Below are 18,208 nucleotides of genomic sequence, written 5' to 3'. Positions count from 1 at the left end.
ATACGCGGATGTGGCGTGTGGGCAAGTCTTAATCGCATGGACAGGACGATTTCGTCCAGTCTCGTGTCCGGCTCAGGCCGAGCGTGGGTCCTGGCGTCCGATCGCGGCGACGCGGGCGACATCGGCGGGGATCGGCAGGGCGGCCCGGGCGCGCTCCAGCGCCTCGTCCGCCATCGCCCGCGCCGGGGTCGCCAGGGCGTCCAGCGTCGACAGCGACAGAAGGCCCTTTCGCAGGCGCATGGCCACCGCCACGTCGCCCGAGCCGAAACGCGCGATCGGCCCGAAGACGTCGTCCAGCAGGTCCGCCTCCTGGATCGACGGCGCCAGCAGGCGATCGCATCGGGGCGCGTCCGGCCGCGCATGGGTCGCCCAGCCTTCCAGCAGCCGCACGCCGGCGCCGACGACCTGGATCGCCGTGCCCGGATCGTTGACCCCGGGGGACAGCGCCTTGGCCGCGATCTCGCCCAGCACGATCAGGCCGAAGCGGGGATCCTGGTCGTAGGATCGGGAATCGCCGACGGCGAAGGCCGAGCGGAAGTCCCCCTGCGCCGCCTCGTCGCAGCGGGGCAGGTCGACCCGCGCCAGGACCTCGCCCCGCCGCACGAAGGCGCCCGGCGCCGCCACGACCTCGACCTGGCAATCGTGCTGTTCGGCCACGCCCTGGAGGCGGTCCGGATCGACGTTCTGAACATAGCCCGTCGAGACGGCGGTCACGTCCACGCCCGTCTCCAGCCGCCCACGCCGCCCGCCCAGCCACGGCGTGTCGCGGCGCTGATCCAGCGCCTGGCGCGCCTGGGCCTCCACCAGGTCGATCATGTGTCCGACCCGCGCCAGGCTGGACAGGCGGTTGATCCACGCCAGCAGGCGAAAGGCCACCAGCACGACCACCGCCAGGCTGAACAGGAACAGGATCGCGCGCCCGCCCTGGCCGTAATAATGCGCATTGATCGCCGTCACCGACACGATGGCGTAGAGAAACACCCCGACGAAGGTGGCCAGCGACTTCTGCGTCTCGCCGTCGCTGGTGACCAGGGCGGCCACGCGCGGGCTGGCCGCGCTGGACACAGACGTATAGGCCGTCACCATCGCCCCCACCGAGAAGGTCGCCACGCTCAGCAGGCTGGAGGCCAGGATGGTCAGGATCGACTCGACCGACGGTCCGCCCAGGCGCTCGGCCATGTCCTTGGGCACCCACGGCGCCAGGAACACCGCCAGCAGGGAGGCCGCCACGCCCAGGCCGGCGTAGGCCGACGCCCGCACCCACAGTTGGCGCCGAAAGCGACGCCAGAAGAAAAGCCAGCGGTTCATGAATCCTCCGCCCCCTCAACGAAGCTGAGCCGTGACGGTTGCGGCGGTCCCGTCAGCGCCGGGTCGGGCTCAACGCAGCCACGGCGCCGGGTCGATGGGACGTTCGTCGCGGCGAAGCTCGAAATAGACGTCACCGTCCGGTCCGGTGCGGCCCAGCGCCTGGCCGTCGGCGACGCGGGCGTCGGCCTGGACGTCCAGCGTCTCCAGCCCCGCGATCACCGCGCGCCAGCCCGGCCCCAGGTCCAGGATCACCACCTGGCCCCAGCCGCTGAGCGGCCCGGCGTAGGCGACCTTGGCCTCGGCCGGGGCGGCGACGACGGCCCGGTCGGCGCGCCAGCGCCAGCCGCTGGTCCCGTCGCCATAGGTCTGGGTCGGGCCGGTCCTGACCGGCGGCGTCAGCCGGCCCCGCCCGGCGGGAAGCGGCGCGGTCTCCGGGGCCGCGGCCACGGTCGCCGGCACGGCGCCGCCCAGCTCGCGGATCCGCCGTTCCAGCACGCCCGCTGCGCGTTCGGCGGCGCGGGCCTCGGCGCCCAGCACCGCGCTGAGCGCGCTCTTGCGGTCGCTGAGCGACTGGATTTCGCCGCGCAGGTCGCCTTGCTCGCTCTCGCTGGTCAACAGTTGTTCGGACGACAGCACCGCCAGGCGGCGCACGCGCATGATCTCGTCCTGGCGCGCCTTCAGCGTGGCGGCCTTGGCCTGGAGGTCGGGCGTCATGGCCTTGAGCAGGATGGCGGCGCGCACCGTGTCGACCGCCTTGTCGGCCGGCACCAGCAAAGGCGGCGGCGGCCGTCGGCTCATCATCTGCAGGGCGCTGAGCAGGCGGGTCTGGGCGCCGCGCTCGCGCGCCATGTCCGCCACCAGCGTCGCCTCCTGGCGGCTGAGCTGGGCCAGGCGCGCGCGTTGGACCTCCACGCGCCCGTCGCCGGTCGCCGCCTCGGCGCGCAGCGAGGCCAGGCGGCGCTCCAGCCGGGCCAGTTCGTCGCGCGCCGCGTCGGCGTCGGCCCGCAGGCGGCGCGCGCGGGCGGTCTCGTCGCGGAACTCGGCCTGGAGACGGGCCAGTTCGCTCTCCGGCGCCGGGCGGCCCGAGGCGGCGGGGGCGACGGCCAGGGCCGTCAGCAGCAGGGCGGGAACCAGGGCGCGGCGCATCTCAATCGCGATGATAGGGCGATCCGGCCAGGATGGTCACGGCCCGGTACAGCTGTTCGGTCAGCATGGCGCGCGCCAGGGCGTGGGGCCAGGTCTGGGGGCCGAAGGCCAGGGTCGAGGCCGCCGCCGCGCGCACGCTGTCGTCCAGCCCGTCGGCCCCGCCGATGGCGAAGACCACGCGCCGCTCGCCCTGGTCGCGCAAGCGGGCCAGATGTTCGGCGAACGCGCGCGACGAATAGGTGCGGCCCCGCTCGTCGCAAGCGATCAGATGCGCCCCTTCGGCCGCGGCCAGGATCAGTTCGGCCTCGGGCGCCTTGCCGGGCTTCTTCGGTTCCAGATCGACGAGGTCCAGCGGACCCAGGCCCAGGGCGCGCCCGGCCAGGGTGGCGCGCCGGGCGTAGTCTTCGGCCAGGACCGCTTCCGGGCCCCGACCGGGCCGGCCGATGGCGACGACGCCCAGCTTCACGACATCAGTCGCGCGCGGTGCGGTGGGCGGAATCGACCGCCCAGATCTTCTCGATGTTGTAGAAGGTGCGCACTTCCGGGCGGAACAGGTGCACGATCACGTCGCCGGCGTCGATCAGAACCCAGTCGCAGTGCGGCAGGCCCTCGACCTTGGCGCGGCCCAGGCCCTGTTCCTTCAGGGTGCGCAGCAGGTGGTCGGCGATGGCGCCGACGTGGCGGTGAGACCGGCCCGAGGCGACGATCATGGTGTCGGCCATGGCGCTCTTGCCCTTCAGGTCGATCAGGACGATCTCCTGGGCCTTGTCGTCGTCCAGGCGGGCCAGCAGCGCCTCTTCCAGCGGGGTGGCGCCGATCGGGCGCGGGGCGGATTCGCCGACGGGACCGTCGGTGTCGAAGCCGTCTTCGGAATGGAGGGGTTCGATGGGGTCCATCTCGTGCGCCGTGTTGGAGACGGCGGCGTCTTGCGTATCGTACGCGGGCGAGGGGGTCAGCGGAGGGCTCCGGGAGCGTTGACTTAAAGCGGTCCTCTAGCACGGATGGGCCGGATCGTGAACCGGCCAGCCGATCAAGGCCGCGTCAGGACGGGACGACGCCCGCCCGCGCCGCGCGGATGGCGCTGGAGGAACGGGCGTTCAGGGGCGCCGTCAGATAGGTCCAGGCCGGGGCTTCCAGGCTGGGCAGCAGGCCCGCCTGCTCGGCCGGGACGCGGAAGCGGGAGAAGCGGGCCGCGGCCGGGGCGGTGCGGCTGTCCAGCAGCGATCCCGGCCGGGCGATCACCGCCACCGGCATCAGGCGCATGATGTCGGTCCAGCCCCGCCAGCGGTGGAAGTCGGCCAGATTGTCCGACCCCATCAGCCAGACGAAGCGGACCCCCGGATGGCGCGCGACCAGGGCGCGCAGGGTGTCGACGGTCCAGCGCACCCCGATGCGGCTCTCGAAATCCGAAACGATCATGGCCGGCCCCTGGGCCTGGCGCCGGGCCGAGGCCATGCGCGCGGCCAGCGGCGCGCTGTCGCGGACGGGCTTCAGCGGATTCTGGGGCGACACCAGCCAGACGACCCGGTCCAGGCCCAGCCGCCGCATCGCCGTCTCGGCCACATGGGCGTGGCCGTCATGGGCGGGATTGAACGAGCCGCCGAACAGACCGACCTTCATCCCCGGCGCCAGGATCAGGCCGTCGCGCAGCCCCCCGGGGCGGGGACCGCCGCCTTGGGGCGCGGAACCGGCGTGAAAGAAGGACAACGGCGTCTCGGACGGGGTTATGCTCAGCGGCGCCCTTACCACGCCCCCGAACGATCCGCATACCGATTTCTCCCCCCGTCAGACCGCCGCCTCGAACAGGGCGTCGCGGGCGACGTCGGCGTGGGTCATGGGGAACAGATGGCCGCCGCCGGCCACCGTCTCGACCGTGACGTGCGGCAGGCCGCGGGGATGGGCGGGCACGTGCGTCAGCGCGCCGTGCTGGGCCTTCAGGATGCGCACCGGGCCGCGATAGCGCCGCAGGGCCCGCCAGGGGTCGTGCGCCTGGGCCGCGTAGTTGGCCGCCTCCCACGCCGGGGCGGCGGCCAGGACGAAGCCGTCCGGCGTCTCGGCCAGGCCGTCGCTCAGATAGTCGGCCAGCACCATGTCGGGCCAGCCCTTGAAGGCTCCGCGTCCGCGATAGGCGGTCATGGCCTGCTCGCGGCTGTCGAACGCGGCGCGACGGCGCAGGGTGGCGGCCGCGATCGGGATGCGCGAGGCGAAGCGGTGCGCGAACGGAAGCTGGAAGGCGAGAACCGCCGAGCGCCGCCAGATCACCGGGTCGAACAGGACCAGGCTCGAGACCCGCTCGGGCCGTTCGGCGGCGGCCAGGAGCGACGCGGTCCCGCCCATCGAATGACCCGCCAGCACCACCGGGGGGCCGTCGATGGCCGCCAGCAACGCCAGCAGGTCGTCGCGGTGATCCAGCCAGCTGGTCTTGGGCCGGGCGAAGGTGGGCAGGGTGGAGCGCCCGTGACCCCGCAGGTCCGGCGCCCAGATCCTGAGCGAGGCCGACAGCGGCGACAGCAGGCTGCGATAGGTGGCGGCGTTGAAACCGTTGGCGTGCGAGAAGACCAGGTCCACCGGCCGGGCCGGGTCGCCGTAGTCCATCACCGCCATCGTCCCCGCGCCCCAGCGGTTAGCCACTGGGACGGACAGGCGGCGCGGCGGGGTCAGCAGCGCCGCGTCCACGATCACCCGGCCTCGCGGCAGGCGCCGCAGCGGCCGTGCGCCTCGATCGTGGTGCGGGCGATGGCGTAGCCGGCGTCGGCCGCCGCCGCGTCGATGACGCCCTGGTCCGGCCCGCTGATCTCGCGCGTGGCGCCGCAGCAGTCGCAGATCAGGAAGGCCGCGGCGTGGGCGGACCCGCCGTCGTGCTCGGCGCAGGCGACATAGGCGCTGATCGAGGCGATCCGGTGGGCCAGCCCCAGTTTCTCCAGGAACTCCAGCGCGCGATAGACGGTGGGGGGCTTGGCGGCCTGGCCGTCCTCGCCGAAGCGGGCGATCAGGTCGTAGGCCTTCACCGGCTCCCCCGCCTCCAGCAGCAGCGCCAGCACGCGGCGGCGCGGGGCGGTCATCCGCTCCCCGCTCTCGGCCGCGCGGCGTTCGGCCGCCTGCAGCGCGCGCGCCAGGGCGCCGCCGTGGAGGCCGGACAGGTCGTGGTCGTGGTCGCAGGCGGAACCCATGCGCCACAGCTAATGGCTGGCCGCCCCCGCCGCAACATGAACCGCGGCCGATCATGACGCGCGACGGTTTGCCGACAGGGCGGGCCTGGGCTAGAAGGCGCGCCTCTTTCCCCTCTCAAGCGTCCGGGCTTCCATGACCGACACCCTCCAATCGCCGCTCGAAGGCGCCGTCCTCTTCTACAAGCAGCCGGAGCCGCTGGATCCGGCCCAGCACCAGACCCTGGGCGTCAACGCCGCCGAAAAGCCCTACGCCTTCGTGGGTCAGACCAACTTCGTCCCGCTGACGGTGACCGAGTTCGCCGCCGCCGCCCTGTCCTATCCGGTCATCTTCATGGGCGCCCAGAAGCAGCCCGCCGCCGTCATGGGCCTGCGCAACGGCGAGAACCTGTTCGTGTCGCCCGAGGGCGATTTCCGCCCCGACGCCTACATCCCCGCCTTCGTGCGCCGCTATCCGTTCGTCTTCGCCGACGACAAGTCCAACCAGCGCCTGATCCTTTGCGTCGACCGCGGCGCCGACATCGTGGTCGAGGGCGGCCTGAACCCGCTGTTCGTCGACGGCCAGCCCAGCGACTACGTCAAGATGGCGATGGAGTTCTGCAACAGCTTCGAACAGGAGCGGGTGCGCACCGAATCCTTCGTCAAGCTGATGGAGGACCTGGACCTGCTGGAGGTGCGCGAGGCCAGCTTCACGCCGCGCAACCCGGACGGCACGGCCGGCGCGCCCCAGAAGCTCGCGGAATATTATGCGGTGTCGGAAGACAAGCTGAAGGCCCTGCCGGCCGAAAAGCTGGTGGAGCTGCGCGACAACGGCGCCCTGGGCCAGATCTACGCCCACCTGGTGTCGCTGCTGGGCTGGGATCGCCTGATCGCCATGACCCTGCTGCGTGCCGCGCCCCCGGTCGCCGCCAACGCCTGAGCGTCGACGGCCTGACGATCCGACGCCCCGCCGAGGATTCGGCGGGGCGTTTTTCGTTTCAGCGCCCTTCGTCGGCGTAGATGGCGACGCGGGCCGGGCGCCCGGCGCCGGCCTGCCCGCGATACATGCCCGAGGTGTTCAGGGCGAAGGCGACCGCGCCGTCCCGGCCCATGACGATGACGCCCCCGTCGCCGCCGATGGCGCCCACCTCGGCGATCTCGGCCTCGGCGGCGGCCTGGACGGAGGCGCCCTCGGCGGTGCGGCGGCAGATGTCGCGCGCCACGGTGGAGCGGATGAAATATTCGCCCGAGCCCGTCGCCGAGACCGCGCAGCCGTCGGCGTTCGAGGCGTAGGTGCCGGCGCCGATGATCGGCACGTCGCCGACCCGGCCCCAGCGCTTGGCCGTCATGCCCCCGGTCGAGGTTCCGGCCGCGAGCCGTCCTTGGGCGTCCAGCGCGACGGCCCCGACCGTGCCGAACTTCTTCTCGTCCAGCGGCGGCGCGGGCTGCGTGGAGGCCAGGCCGCCGATCGGCGAGCCGGGCGCGCCGGCCGGCGGCAGGGGCGGCAGGGCCGCGCCCTGCTCCGTCAGCGCCCGGATCAGCTGGTCCCATCGACGCTGGGTGAAGAACCACGCCGGCTCGACCTGCTCCAGGCCCTGCGAGGCGGCGAAGGCGTCCGCGCCGGCGCCGATCAGCATGACGTGGGGCGAGCGCTCCATCACCGCGCGGGCGGCGGCGATGGGATGGCGGGTGGTGGTCAGGCCCGCCACGGCGCCGGCGGTCAGGTCGGGGCCGTTCATCACGGCGGCGTCCAGCTCGTTGCGCCCCGCGGCGGTGAAGACGGCGCCGCGCCCCGCGTTGAACAGCGGATCGTCCTCCATGACCTGGATCGCCGCCTGCACGGCGTCCAGCGCCGCCCCGCCGGATTCGAGCACGGCCGACCCGGCCTCCAGCGCCTTCTGGAGGGCCGCGCGATAGGCCGCGTCCTGTTCCGGGGTCAGGCTGGACCGCTCGATCACGCCCGCCCCGCCGTGGATGGCCAGCGACCAGCGCGGGGCGTCCCCGGCCGGCTGGGCGGCGGCGGCCGAGGCGGCCATCAGCGACAGGGCGGCGGCCAGCGCGACGAACTTCATGACGTTCCCCCTCGATCCGTCAGGACCGGTGATGCATCCGCTTCCAGATGCGATAGGCGACGATCGGGGCGAAACCGCAGACCAAGGCGGCGATCAGCACGACCCAGAAGCCGCCGCCCAGCCAGTATTCGCCCGCCAGCGCCCCGGCCCCGGCCGCCAGCAGCGGGCCGAGCCAGGGAAGCCAGTGCGGCGGCCGCATCCTCACCTAGGCGTCGACCTTGATGACGCCGCGCCGGATCTGGTCCAGCTCGATCGAATCGAACAGGGCCTGGAAGTTGCCGTTGCCGAAGCCCTCGTTGCCCTTCCGCTGGATGATCTCGAAGAAGATCGGGCCGAAGGTGTCCTCGGTGAAGATCTGCAGCAGCAGGCCTTCCTCGTCCGAGCCGTCGATCAGGATGCGGTTCTTGCGCATCCGCTCCACGTCCTCGCCGTGGTTAGGCAGGCGCTTGTCGATCAGTTCGAAATAGGTCTCGATCGTGTCCTGGAAGGCGACGCCGCGTTCGCGCATGGCCTCGACCGTCTCGAAGATGTTCTCGGTCGTCAGGGCGATGTGCTGGATGCCCTCGCCGTTGTAGCGGCGGATGAACTCCTCGATCTGGGAGTTCTCGTCCTGGCTCTCGTTCAGCGGGATGCGGATGGCGCGGTCGGGCGCGATCATGGCCTGGGAGAACAGCCCGGTCGCCTTGCCCTTGATGTCGAAATACTTCTGCTCCTCGAAGTTGAAGATCGAGTTGTAGAAGCCGGACCAGGTCCGCATCTGGCCCCGCCGCACGTTGTGGGTCAGGTGGTCCAGGATCTCCAGGCCGACCGAGTTCTTGCGCTCGGCCTCTTCCCAGCCCTCGATCTCGTCCCAGGCGTCATACAGGGAGCCGGCGTCGCCATACTGGTCGATGACATAGAGCAGGCTGCCGCCGATGCCCTGCAGGATATAGGGGTGGTCGCCCAGCGCCCCGCCGTTCGCGCCCTGGGCCGCCACGGCGCCCCGCGCCAGCGCGCCTTCGTAGGCGGCCTTGGCGTCGGTGGTGCGGAAGGCCATGCCATTGGCCGACGGGCCGTGATCCGTGGCGAAGTCCGCGGCCTGGCCCTTGGGCGAACGGTGCACCAGGAAGGAGATGTCGCCCTGCTTCAGGCGCACCACGTCGGTCTTCGGGTTCACGTGCGTCTGGGTGAAGCCCATGGTCTCCAGCCGCGAGATCATGGCCTCGGGCTCGGGGCCGGTGAACTCGACGAACTCGAAACCGTCGACGCCGAGGGGGTTGTCCTGGTCCAGCTGCTTCGCTGCATCGTTGGGGGGCATGTCGTGCATGATGCGTCTCCTGCCATGTCGTTGGGGCGGACTTACCCAGCCGGGGCCGCCGATTGGGCCGGAACCTAGTCGCCGAACGCCCGAACGCCAAGGCGAAGCCACGGGGAGTTGATGACGGCGTGCGCCCTCACCCCGGCAGAAGCCGGGTCGCCCACTCGGCGCCCAGCAGGAGACCGGCCGCCAGCGCGCCCAGCAGCGTTAGCCAGGCCGTGGCGACCGCCGCCCCGGCGATGACGAACAGGCCGTCCCGCTGGATCAGGCCGACCGACAGCAGGGCCAGGGCGATCGAGGGGATGGTGTTGGTCATCGGCAGGACGATGGTCAGGGTGGCCAGGATCATGAAGACCGCCGCCAGCTTCTCGCCCGGCCCGTCGGCGAAGCGGGTCAGGCGCGGCCGCGACAGCCGGTCGATCCAGGACAGCTTCGATTCCGCGAAGTCGGCCATCGCCTTCAGCCACGACCCCCTGGCCCGCAAATCCAGCATACAGCGCGGCAGCCAGGGCTCCTCGCGCCCGACCAGCAGCTGGGCGGCAACCAGGATGATGATCACCCCGACCACCTGCGGCACCCCGTAGAGACCCGGAACCAGGCAGGGAATGGACAGCAGCAGGATCAGCAGCCCATAGGCGCGCTCGTCCATCCGGTCGCGGATTTCGTGCAGCGTCAGGCCCCGGTCGCCGCCGTCGTCGGCCAGGCGGCGAAGCAGGCGCGTGACGTTGTGGCTGACGTCGTCTTTCTGTTCGGGCGTCCGGGCGTCGGTCATGGCGGGGATGTAGCGACGCCGCGTTCCGGCGTCGGATGACGCAATGTCGCAGCCCTGCTATCGGTTGCCGCAAGGGCGGCGCCGATGCGGACGCCGCCAGGGATTTCCCAGGGATTTCATGCTTCGCAAGCTCTACGACCGCGTCTTCGCCCTGGCGCGCAGCCGCCACGCCACGCCCGCCCTGGCCCTGGTGTCCTTCGCCGAAAGTTCGGTCTTTCCGATCCCGCCCGACGTCATGCTGGCGCCGATGATCCTGGCCCGGCCGGACCGGGCCTATGTCTATGCGGCCGTCTGCACGGCGGCCTCGGTGGCGGGCGGGATGCTGGGCTACGCCATCGGCTTCTTCCTGACCGACGTCGGGCTGATGCTGATGCGCCTGCTGGGCCATTCGGACGGACTGGCGCAGTTCCGCGCCTGGTTCGACGACTGGGGCCTGTGGGTCATCCTGATCAAGGGGCTGACCCCCATTCCCTACAAGCTGGTGACCATCGCCTCCGGCCTGGCGGCCTTCAGCTTCCCGGCCTTCGTGGCCGCCTCTGTCGTCACCCGCGGGGGCCGGTTCTTCCTGGAGGCCTGGGTCCTGAAGCGGTGGGGCCCCGCCATGCTGGCCCAGGTCGAAAAGCGGTTGGCGTTGTGGACGGGGATCGGCCTGGCCGTCCTGGTCGGCACCGTCGTCGTCGTGAAGCTTCTGTAAGTCGACGCGGACCGCGCGCCGGTCTAGAACCCGATCGATGAGAGCCGCCTATCGCCTCCTGACCCGCTGGTGGACCGCCTTTGCGCTTGCGGCGTCGCTGGCCATGCTGGGCGCCGCCCACGCCTTCGAGCGGTTCGGCGGACTGGCGCCGTGCAATCTCTGTCTCAAGCAGCGCGAGGTCTATTGGGGCGCGGTGGCCATCGCCGTGCTGGCCACGGGCTGGACCCTGTTCAGCGGCGGCCGACGGGGCACGCCGCGCATCGCCGCCTTCCTGCTGGCCGCCGTCTTCGCCACCGGCGCGATCACGGCCCTGTTCCACCTGGGCGGCGAGCAGGGCTGGTGGGCCCTGCCCGCGACCTGCATGGGCGGCGCGTCGGTGGATGTCGACGCCCTGGCGGCCCTGGCGGCCGGAACCGCGCCCGCCGGCCCCCTGCCGTCATGCGGCGACGTGGCCTGGAGCTGGCTGGGCCTGTCGATGGCCGGATGGAACGTCCTGATCTCCCTGGCGCTTGCGACGTTCAGCCTGCTGGCCGCCAAGCGTCCCAAGGACGCCCGCGCCCCGCGCATCGAAAAGGCCTGACCATGAGCGACCGCATCCCGCTGCCCCGCCCCGGCCAGGGCGCCGACAAGGCCCGGATGGACGAGATCCTGCGCGTCGACCACGCCGGGGAATACGCCGCCGTCCTGATCTACCGCGCCCAGCGCGCGGTGTTCGAGGCGAGGAAGGGCCGCGAGGCGATCACCCACGACCTGGCCGAGATGCAGGACCAGGAGGCGGTCCACCTGGCCCGGTTCGAAAGGCTGCTGAACGAACGCAAGGTGCGGCCCACGGCGATGACGCCGGTCTGGCGGCTGGCGGCCTCGGCGCTGGGCGCCGGCACCGCCCTGATCGGCGAGAAGGCGGCCCATGCCTGCACCGAGGCGGTCGAAAGCGTGATCGAGCAGCATTACGCCGACCAGATCGCCGAGATCGGCGACCGCGACCCGGCCCTGGCCGCCGAGCTGAAGCAGTTCCGCGACGAGGAGCTGGCCCACCACGACCACGCGATCGAACACGGCAGCCGCGAGGCGCCGGCCTATCGCCTGCTCAGCGGCGTGATCAAGGCGGGCTGCAGGGTGGCGATCAAGGTCAGCGAGAAGGTGTGATCCCCATCGCCGTCACCCTCGGGCTCGACCCGAGGGCCGGCTTTTCCGCCGCTCTGCGTCCGCCTCAGGCGCACAGCCTGACCCGCATCCGATCCTCGGGTCGAGCCCGAGGATGACGGAGGGGTAAGGCCCCTCAATAGATCTCGAACAGCCCCGCCGCGCCCATGCCGCCGCCGACGCACATGGTGACGACGCCGTATTTCGCGCCGCGCCGCTTGCCCTCGATCAGCACATGGCCGGTCATCCGCGCGCCCGACATGCCGTAGGGGTGGCCGATCGAGATGGCGCCGCCCGAGACGTTCAGCCGGTCGTTGGGAATGCCCAGGGTGTCGCGGCAATACAGCACCTGCACCGCAAAGGCCTCGTTCAGCTCCCAGATGCCGATGTCGTCCACCGTCAGGCCGTGACGCTTCAGCAGCTTGGGCACAGCATAGACCGGGCCGATGCCCATCTCGTCCGGCTCGCAGCCGGCCACCGCCATGCCGCGATAGGCGCCCAGCGGCTGGAGGTTGCGCTTCACCGCCTCGCCGGCCTCCATGATCACGCAGGCCGAGGCGCCGTCCGACAGCTGGCTGGCGTTGCCGGCGGTGATGTATTCGCCCTGCTGGATCTCCTCGCCGCCGCCGAAGACGGGCTTCAGCGCCTTCAGGCCTTCCAGCGTCGTATCGGGCCGGTTGCCCTCGTCCTTGGACAGGGTGATCTCCTTCGACGAAGTCTCGCCCGTCGCCTTGTCCGTGACCAGCATGGTCGTGGTCATGGGAACGATCTCGGCGTCCAGCCGCCCCTCGGCCTGGGCCTGAGCCGTCCGCTGCTGGGACTGCAGCGCATACTCGTCCTGGCGGTCGCGGTCGATGCCGTAGCGGCGCGCCACCACCTCGGCCGTCTCCAGCATCGACATGTAGATGTGCGGCGACAGCTTCAGCAGGTCCTCGTCCTTGAAGCGGTGCAGGTTCATGTGCGGGTTCTGGACCAGGGAGATCGACTCCAGCCCCCCGCCGACGGCCATCTTCTGCTGGTCGAAGATCACCTGCTTGGCCGCCGTGGCGATCCCCATCAGGCCCGAGGCGCACTGGCGGTCCAGGCTCATGCCCGGAACCGACGACGGCAGGCCCGCGGCCAGGGCGATCTGGCGCGCCACGTTGGTGCCGGTCGAGCCCTGCTGCAGGGCGGCGCCCATGACCACGTCCTCGATCTCGGCCGGGTCGACGCCGGCGCGCTGGACGGCGTGGCGCACCGCATGGGCGCCCAGCGCCTGCGCCTGGGTGTCGTTGAAGGCCCCGCGATAGGCGCGGCCGATCGGGGTGCGGGCGGTGGAGACGATGACGGCTTCGCGCATGGGTGGTTTCCTTCCGGGTCGGCGCGACGGCGTGCCGCGTCCTTGTTTCGGCGGAACTTTAGGCGCCTCTCCCCGCGTCAAGGCAAGCCCGGGAAATCGTCCCCAGCCCCGTCCCCAAGGAACTTGCCACAGAACACCAGATATAGCGGTCTAGCAAAATGTGATCGCTAAATAGGGGAAATTGCCCTTGGCGCCGGAAGCGACGAGTCGCATGGTGAACGCCTGTTCGGATTCGCTCTCCCGCCAAAGGTCCTCGCCCGATGAACGCCGTCACCCCGATCATCCGCGCCGACGCGCCCGGCCTGCTGACGCCCTCCGCCGCCTACAAGCCCTTCCGCTATCCGTGGGCGTTCGACATGTGGAAGAAGCAGCAGCAGGTCCACTGGATGCCGGAAGAGGTGCCGCTGGGCGAGGACGTCAAGGACTGGGCCTCGACCCTGAACGACAACGAACGCAACCTGCTGACCCAGATCTTCCGCTTCTTCACCCAGGCGGACATCGAGGTGCAGGACAACTACATGGAACGCTACGGCCGGGTCTTCAAACCGACCGAGGTGAAGATGATGCTGGCCGCCTTCGGCAATATGGAGACCATCCATATCGCGGCCTACGCCCTGCTGCTGGAAACCATCGGCATGCCCGAGAGCGAGTTCGGCGCCTTCATGGAATACGAGGCCATGCGGGACAAGCACGACTACATGGGCCAGTTCGGGGTCGACAGCGACGCCGACATCTGCCGGACCCTGGCCATGTTCGGCGGCTTCTCCGAAGGCGTCCAGCTGTTCGCCAGCTTCGCCATGCTGATGAACTTCCCGCGCCTGAATAAGATGAAGGGCATGGGCCAGATCGTGTCCTGGTCGGTGCGCGACGAGAGCCTGCACTGCGAGGGCATCATCAAGCTGTACCACGCCTTCAACAAGGAGACGGGCGCGGTGACCAAGGCGGTGGCCGACGACATCGTCGACTGCTGCCAGACGGTGGTGAAGATGGAGGACAAGTTCATCGACCTGGCCTTCGAAATGGGCGCGGTCGACGGCATGACGCCCGACGACATCAAGCAGTACATCCGCTTCATCGCCGACTGGCGCCTGCGCCAGCTGAAGCTGCCGGAAGTCTATGGGGTGAAGGAAAACCCCCTGCCCTGGCTGCAGTCGCTGCTCAGCGGCGTCGAACACGCCAACTTCTTCGAGGCCCGCGCCACCGAATATTCCAAGGCGGCGACGCAGGGGAACTGGCACGGCGCCGACGGCGTCTGGACCGAGTTCGACCGCATGATGGCCCGTCGCGACATGAGCCTGGTCGCGGGCTGACGACGGCCAGGCCTCAAGCAGCGCGAAGCGCGGTAGGCCGAAGGTAAAGCGGCCTCAAGCAGCGCGAAGCGCGGTAGGCCAAAGGAAAGTCATGGCGTATCTTCCTCGGCGAGGGAGATACGCCATGACCGACGAGATCGTCTTCTACACCAACCCCATGTCGCGCGGGCGCATCGTCCGCTGGATGCTGGAGGAGGTCGGCCGGCCGTACCGGACCGAGGTGCTGGACTATGGCACGACGATGAAGTCGGCCGACTATCTGGCGATCAATCCGATGGGCAAGGTGCCGGCCGTCGTCCACGGCGGCGTGACGGTGACCGAGGGCGCGGCCATCTGCGCCTGGCTGGCCGACGCCTTTCCCGAGGCGAAGCTGGCGCCGGCGGTCGATGACTCGAAGCGCGGCCTCTACTATCGCTGGATGTTCTTCGCCGCCGGGCCGGTGGAGGCGGCGGTCACCGCCAAGTCGCTGGGCCTGCTGGCCCCGTCCGACAAGTCGGCCACGGTCGGCTACGGCTCGTTCGACCAGACGGTCGACGCCCTGGAATACGCCGTGGAACAGGGCGGGCCCTGGCTGCTGGGCGACCAGTTCACCGCCGCCGACGTCTATGTCGGCAGCCAGGTCGCCTGGGGCCTGATGTTCAAGACCCTGCCCGAGCGCCCCGCCTTCCAGGCCTACGCCGCCCGGCTGATGGCCCGTCCGGCCGCCGTCCGCGCGAGAGAGATCGACGACGCCCTGATCGCCGAGATGAAGGCCGGCGCGTGAAGCCCGTCGGCGTCGCCCTGGTCGGCTACGGCTATGCCGGAAAGACCTTCCACGCCCCGCTGATCGCGGCGGCCGAAGGCCTGCGGCTGGACGCCGTCGTGTCCAGCCAGGGCGAGGCCGTGAAAGCCGACTGGCCGGATGCGAAGGCGGTCGCCGACCTGGACGCCGCCCTGGCCGATCCCGAGGTCGGCCTGGTCGTGATCGCCGCGCCCAATGCGCTTCACGCGCCGATGGCCCGCCAGGCGCTGGAGGCCGGCCGCGCCGTGGTCGTCGACAAGCCCTTCACCCTGACCGTGGCCGAGGCGCGGGGCCTGGCCGACCTGGCCCAGGCGCGCGGCCTGCTGCTGTCGGTCTTTCACAACCGCCGCTGGGACGCCGACTTCCTGACGCTTCAGGCCCTGATCGCCGCAGGGCGCCTGGGGCGCATCCTCCGGTTCGAGAGCCATTTCGATCGCTTCCGCCCGCAGGTGCGCGACCGCTGGCGCGAGGCGGACACGCCCGGCGCGGGGATCTGGTACGACCTGGGCCCGCACCTGATCGACCAGGCGCTGGTCCTGTTCGGCCGGCCGCTGGCGATCACGGCGGACCTGGCGATCCTGCGCCAGGGCGGGCAGGCGACGGACTACGCCCACGCCGTGCTGCGCTACGAGGATTTCCGGGCCATCCTCCACGCCGACATGACCAGCCCGGCGCCGGACCTGCGCTTTTCCGTCCAGGGCGACCGCGCCGCCTGGATCAAGTCGGGCCTGGACGTGCAGGAGGACCAGCTGAAGGCGCACGGCCGCGCCGGGGGCGACGGCTGGGGCCTGGATCCGCGCCCCGGGACCCTGGTCGACGGCCTGACGGGCGCGCGCACGCCCACGGACGACGCCTCAGGCGACTATCGCCGCTACTACGACCAGATCGCCCTGGCCCTGCGCGGCCGCGCGCCCAATCCGGTTCCGCCGGCGCAGGCGATCGCGGTGATGGAGGTGCTGGAGGCCGGGCTTCTGAGCGCGCAGCGTCGGGGCGAACAGCCGCTCTAGGGATTGGGAACGGCGCAGGCGGCGCGGACGCCCGACTGACAGGCTTTGACCCGCTCCATCCAGGCGGCGTAGTCGCGGTCGTACTGGTCCTGGGCGGCGCGGGCCGCCTCGGCCTCGGCATGGGCGCGCTCCTCGGTCTGGCGCACCTCGATCTGATAGCGGGCCAGGGCGGCGTCGTGGGCCAGGCGGTCCGCCTCTTCCTGTTTGGCGGCCAGGTCGTTCTGGGCCACGATCTCGGCGTTCAGGGCGCGCGTGGCGGCCAGTTCGGCCTCGGTCTGCTGACTGTCGGGGGCCCGGCGATAGGCTTCTCCGCGCGCCTGCAGCAGCGCCTCGCGCGCGGCCGGATCGTGGGCGTCGGGAAGGGCGCGCTGGTCGCGATAGCCGTCGGGCGCGCGATAGGCCGTCGAGGCGGAGGGGGCGGGCGTCCCGGCCTCCCCCCCGTCCTGCCCCTGTTCGAGGGCGGACGCGACGCCGGCGACGCTCAGCGCGGCGGCCAAGGCCAGGGTCAAGGCAACGGACGCTTTCATCGCTCGCTCTCCCGAAGGGCTTCAGACTGGAACACTCAAGCTTGAAATGCGCAAGGCCGGAAAAGGTTGGCCAAGGCCCGATGATCGGGCATGGTCGGGCGTTCCTTCAGCCGCCGGCGCAGCCATGATCCTGAGCACCTCGTCCGGGGACTTCCCGATCCCGCCCTCGGTGGCGCGCCGCCTGCCCAATGTGCCGGCCCTGCCCGATCTGTCGGCGCCGAACGCGCGAATCCAGCTGGCGGACTTCCGCGACTGGCTGGACGCCTCGCCCGTGACGTGACCCCCGTTTCTCATCCAGCCATAACGAGAGTCCTAGGTTGATCTGAGCCGTGATTGGCTGGGTTGGCAAGAGGCCGGTCTGCGCAGCCATCAACCAGCGCAGCAGGCCGGCCGATGTTTCCGGTGAGCGCTTCTGCATAAGCCTGCGGCGTCAGCCACCCGAGCTTCGAGTGCGGACGCTGCTCGTTGTAATCGCGTCGCCACGCCTCCAGCACGGCGCGAGCGTGCGGCAGCGAGCGGAACAGCGTCTCGTTCAGCAGCTCGTCACGCAGCCGCCCGTTGAAGCTTTCGTTGAAGCCGTTCTGCTGGGGCTTGCCCGGTGCGATGTAATGCCAGCCGACGCCGGTGTCGTCGGCCCAGGCCAGGACAGCGTTCGAGGTGTACTCCGTGCCGTTGTCGCTGACGATGGTGTCGGGCCGCCCTCGCTGCCGGATGACGGCGTCCAACTCCCGCACGACCCGCGCGCCCGACAGCGAGGTGTCGGCCACCAGCGCCAGGCACTCGCGCGTGCAGTTATCGATCACCGTCAGGATGCGGAAGCGCCGCCCGTCCGTCATCTGGTCTGCGACGAAGTCCAGCGACCAGCGCTGGTTGGGCGCCAGCGGCAGGTCCAGTGGTCGCCGCGTGCCCATCGCTCGCTTCCGGCCGCCGCGCCGGCGCACCGTCAATCGCTCCTCGCGATAGATCCGCTGGACCCGCTTCCTGTTGACCGCATGGCCCTCGCGCCGCAGCAGCACGTGCAGGCGACGATAGCCGAACCGTCGACGTTCCTGGGCCAGGGCCTTCAGCCGGTCGCGCAGAGCGCCGTCGTCCGGGCGCGTCGCCTGATAGCGCACGCTCGTCCGATCGACGCCCAGAACACGACACGCCCGCCTTTCGCTCATCTCGTAGGCGGCCTGCAGATGGCCAGCCGCCTCGCGATAGCCGGCGGGCGTCACCACTTTTTTCCCAGCACGTCCTTCAGGGCCACGTTGTCCAGCATCGCGTCCGCCAGCATCCGCTTCAGCCGGGCGTTCTCATCCTCGAGCGCCTTGAGCCGCCGAGCCTCCGACACGTCGAGCCCGCCAAACTTGGCCTTCCATTTATAAAAGGTCGCCGAGCTGACCCCGTGGCGTCGGCACACCTCCGCCGTCGCCACACCGGCCTCCTGCTCCCGCAGGATCCCGATGATCTGCTCTTCCGTGAACCTCGATCGCTTCATTCTGTCCGTCCTTCGTTGGGCGGACTCTAGCTATTCCTGGAGGAGTTTCAGGGGGTCACGTCACCCGAACACGCCATCGACTACGAACGCCTGCGCCGCTGGCACCTGGTTCAGGAGGAGCTGGCCGCCCGCGCCCGGGCCGAGAACCGCGACTTCGTCGTCAGCGAGGACGGGCTGGAATAGGGC

At 70.7% G+C, this 18,208-nt stretch carries 22 protein-coding genes; 8 read left to right on the top strand and 14 right to left on the bottom strand.

The window, feature by feature from the left end; all coding sequences use genetic code 11:
* Positions 1 to 72: 72 nt before the first annotated feature.
* The 7 genes from M8231_RS00390 to M8231_RS00360 all read right to left on the bottom strand — a co-directional run bounded on the left by M8231_RS00390 (position 73) and on the right by M8231_RS00360 (position 5,624).
* On the bottom strand, positions 73 to 1,308 hold the full coding sequence (locus M8231_RS00390; RefSeq protein WP_250202006.1) for a DUF2254 domain-containing protein: 1,236 nt from the start codon (positions 1,306 to 1,308) through the stop codon (positions 73 to 75).
* 69 nt (positions 1,309 to 1,377) lie between these two features.
* Positions 1,378 to 2,454, bottom strand: coding sequence for a murein hydrolase activator EnvC family protein (locus M8231_RS00385; protein WP_250202005.1), 1,077 nt, complete (start codon positions 2,452 to 2,454; stop codon positions 1,378 to 1,380).
* Position 2,455: 1 nt separating this feature from the next.
* Complete coding sequence (gene rlmH, locus M8231_RS00380) at positions 2,456 to 2,920, bottom strand: 23S rRNA (pseudouridine(1915)-N(3))-methyltransferase RlmH (RefSeq protein WP_250202004.1); 465 nt, start codon at positions 2,918 to 2,920, stop codon at positions 2,456 to 2,458.
* A gap of 4 nt (positions 2,921 to 2,924) precedes the next feature.
* Positions 2,925 to 3,350, bottom strand: a complete 426-nt coding sequence (rsfS, locus tag M8231_RS00375; RefSeq protein WP_249751678.1) for a ribosome silencing factor — start codon at positions 3,348 to 3,350, stop codon at positions 2,925 to 2,927.
* A gap of 145 nt (positions 3,351 to 3,495) precedes the next feature.
* Entirely contained in the window at positions 3,496 to 4,074 is a 579-nt protein-coding gene (locus tag M8231_RS00370) for a nicotinate-nucleotide adenylyltransferase (protein ID WP_431307140.1), read from the bottom strand.
* Positions 4,075 to 4,239: 165 nt separating this feature from the next.
* A complete protein-coding gene (locus M8231_RS00365; protein ID WP_249751888.1) occupies positions 4,240 to 5,130 on the bottom strand; it encodes an alpha/beta fold hydrolase in 891 nt (296 codons plus the stop codon).
* A gap of 2 nt (positions 5,131 to 5,132) precedes the next feature.
* Positions 5,133 to 5,624: a Fur family transcriptional regulator gene (locus M8231_RS00360; RefSeq protein WP_250202003.1), complete on the bottom strand. Its 492-nt coding sequence runs from the start codon at positions 5,622 to 5,624 to the stop codon at positions 5,133 to 5,135.
* Positions 5,625 to 5,757: 133 nt separating this feature from the next.
* Here M8231_RS00360 and M8231_RS00355 point away from each other — a divergent pair, with 133 nt between their 5' ends.
* A complete protein-coding gene (locus tag M8231_RS00355) occupies positions 5,758 to 6,540 on the top strand; it encodes a SapC family protein (protein WP_250202002.1) in 783 nt (260 codons plus the stop codon).
* A gap of 58 nt (positions 6,541 to 6,598) precedes the next feature.
* Here M8231_RS00355 and M8231_RS00350 read toward each other — a convergent pair whose 3' ends face one another.
* From M8231_RS00350 to M8231_RS00335, 4 genes are all read right to left on the bottom strand, one after another.
* Entirely contained in the window at positions 6,599 to 7,672 is a 1,074-nt protein-coding gene (locus M8231_RS00350; RefSeq protein ID WP_250202001.1) for an isoaspartyl peptidase/L-asparaginase family protein, read from the bottom strand.
* Between the two features lie 19 nt (positions 7,673 to 7,691).
* Positions 7,692 to 7,871: a hypothetical protein gene (locus tag M8231_RS00345; RefSeq protein ID WP_249751682.1), complete on the bottom strand. Its 180-nt coding sequence runs from the start codon at positions 7,869 to 7,871 to the stop codon at positions 7,692 to 7,694.
* 6 nt (positions 7,872 to 7,877) lie between these two features.
* The gene (gene hppD, locus M8231_RS00340) at positions 7,878 to 8,978 is read right to left on the bottom strand and encodes a 4-hydroxyphenylpyruvate dioxygenase (RefSeq protein WP_250202000.1); all 1,101 of its coding nucleotides are present in this window, start codon (positions 8,976 to 8,978) and stop codon (positions 7,878 to 7,880) included.
* 127 nt (positions 8,979 to 9,105) lie between these two features.
* On the bottom strand, positions 9,106 to 9,741 hold the full coding sequence (locus M8231_RS00335) for an exopolysaccharide biosynthesis protein (RefSeq protein WP_249751683.1): 636 nt from the start codon (positions 9,739 to 9,741) through the stop codon (positions 9,106 to 9,108).
* Positions 9,742 to 9,859: 118 nt separating this feature from the next.
* On the opposite strand from M8231_RS00335, the gene M8231_RS00330 reads away from it, so the two are divergent.
* Genes M8231_RS00330 through M8231_RS00320 form a run of 3 tightly spaced genes read left to right on the top strand, consistent with a single transcriptional unit; the run spans position 9,860 to position 11,581 of the window.
* Positions 9,860 to 10,435, top strand: a complete 576-nt coding sequence (locus M8231_RS00330; protein WP_249751684.1) for a YqaA family protein — start codon at positions 9,860 to 9,862, stop codon at positions 10,433 to 10,435.
* A gap of 37 nt (positions 10,436 to 10,472) precedes the next feature.
* On the top strand, positions 10,473 to 11,015 hold the full coding sequence (locus M8231_RS00325) for a disulfide bond formation protein B (RefSeq protein WP_250201999.1): 543 nt from the start codon (positions 10,473 to 10,475) through the stop codon (positions 11,013 to 11,015).
* A 2-nt stretch (positions 11,016 to 11,017) separates the two neighbouring features.
* The gene (locus M8231_RS00320) at positions 11,018 to 11,581 is read left to right on the top strand and encodes a demethoxyubiquinone hydroxylase family protein (RefSeq protein ID WP_249751889.1); all 564 of its coding nucleotides are present in this window, start codon (positions 11,018 to 11,020) and stop codon (positions 11,579 to 11,581) included.
* 133 nt (positions 11,582 to 11,714) lie between these two features.
* On the opposite strand, the gene M8231_RS00315 is transcribed toward M8231_RS00320, so the two are convergent.
* On the bottom strand, positions 11,715 to 12,917 hold the full coding sequence (locus tag M8231_RS00315; protein WP_250201998.1) for an acetyl-CoA C-acyltransferase: 1,203 nt from the start codon (positions 12,915 to 12,917) through the stop codon (positions 11,715 to 11,717).
* A 260-nt stretch (positions 12,918 to 13,177) separates the two neighbouring features.
* On the opposite strand from M8231_RS00315, the gene M8231_RS00310 reads away from it, so the two are divergent.
* The 3 genes from M8231_RS00310 to M8231_RS00300 all read left to right on the top strand — a co-directional run bounded on the left by M8231_RS00310 (position 13,178) and on the right by M8231_RS00300 (position 16,015).
* A complete protein-coding gene (locus tag M8231_RS00310; RefSeq protein WP_249751685.1) occupies positions 13,178 to 14,227 on the top strand; it encodes a ribonucleotide-diphosphate reductase subunit beta in 1,050 nt (349 codons plus the stop codon).
* A gap of 124 nt (positions 14,228 to 14,351) precedes the next feature.
* Positions 14,352 to 14,990: a glutathione S-transferase family protein gene (locus M8231_RS00305; RefSeq protein ID WP_249751686.1), complete on the top strand. Its 639-nt coding sequence runs from the start codon at positions 14,352 to 14,354 to the stop codon at positions 14,988 to 14,990.
* The gene (locus M8231_RS00300) at positions 14,987 to 16,015 is read left to right on the top strand and encodes an oxidoreductase (RefSeq protein ID WP_250201997.1); all 1,029 of its coding nucleotides are present in this window, start codon (positions 14,987 to 14,989) and stop codon (positions 16,013 to 16,015) included. The genes M8231_RS00305 and M8231_RS00300 overlap by 4 nt, the downstream gene beginning before the upstream one ends.
* On the opposite strand, the gene M8231_RS00295 is transcribed toward M8231_RS00300, so the two are convergent.
* Complete coding sequence (locus M8231_RS00295; protein ID WP_250201996.1) at positions 16,012 to 16,542, bottom strand: hypothetical protein; 531 nt, start codon at positions 16,540 to 16,542, stop codon at positions 16,012 to 16,014. The genes M8231_RS00300 and M8231_RS00295 overlap by 4 nt on opposite strands.
* 124 nt (positions 16,543 to 16,666) lie before the next feature.
* Here M8231_RS00295 and M8231_RS00290 point away from each other — a divergent pair, with 124 nt between their 5' ends.
* Positions 16,667 to 16,822 carry a hypothetical protein gene (locus tag M8231_RS00290; protein ID WP_250201995.1) on the top strand — a complete coding sequence of 52 codons (156 nt, stop codon included), beginning with the start codon at positions 16,667 to 16,669 and terminating at the stop codon, positions 16,820 to 16,822.
* Positions 16,823 to 16,832: 10 nt separating this feature from the next.
* Here the strand turns inward: M8231_RS00290 and M8231_RS00285 are convergent.
* Positions 16,833 to 18,022, bottom strand: a protein-coding gene (locus tag M8231_RS00285; RefSeq protein ID WP_376785546.1) for an IS3 family transposase whose coding sequence is annotated in 2 segments (ribosomal slippage) — positions 16,833 to 17,764 and positions 17,764 to 18,022 — 1,191 coding nt in all. Because the reading frame shifts where the segments join, the coding sequence is not laid out codon by codon here.
* Positions 18,023 to 18,208 lie beyond the last annotated feature (186 nt).

Source organism: Brevundimonas albigilva (assembly GCF_023573565.1).
In the GTDB taxonomy this organism is placed as follows: Bacteria; Pseudomonadota; Alphaproteobacteria; order Caulobacterales; family Caulobacteraceae; genus Brevundimonas; species Brevundimonas albigilva.
This window is presented reverse-complemented; position numbering and strand designations above follow the sequence as displayed.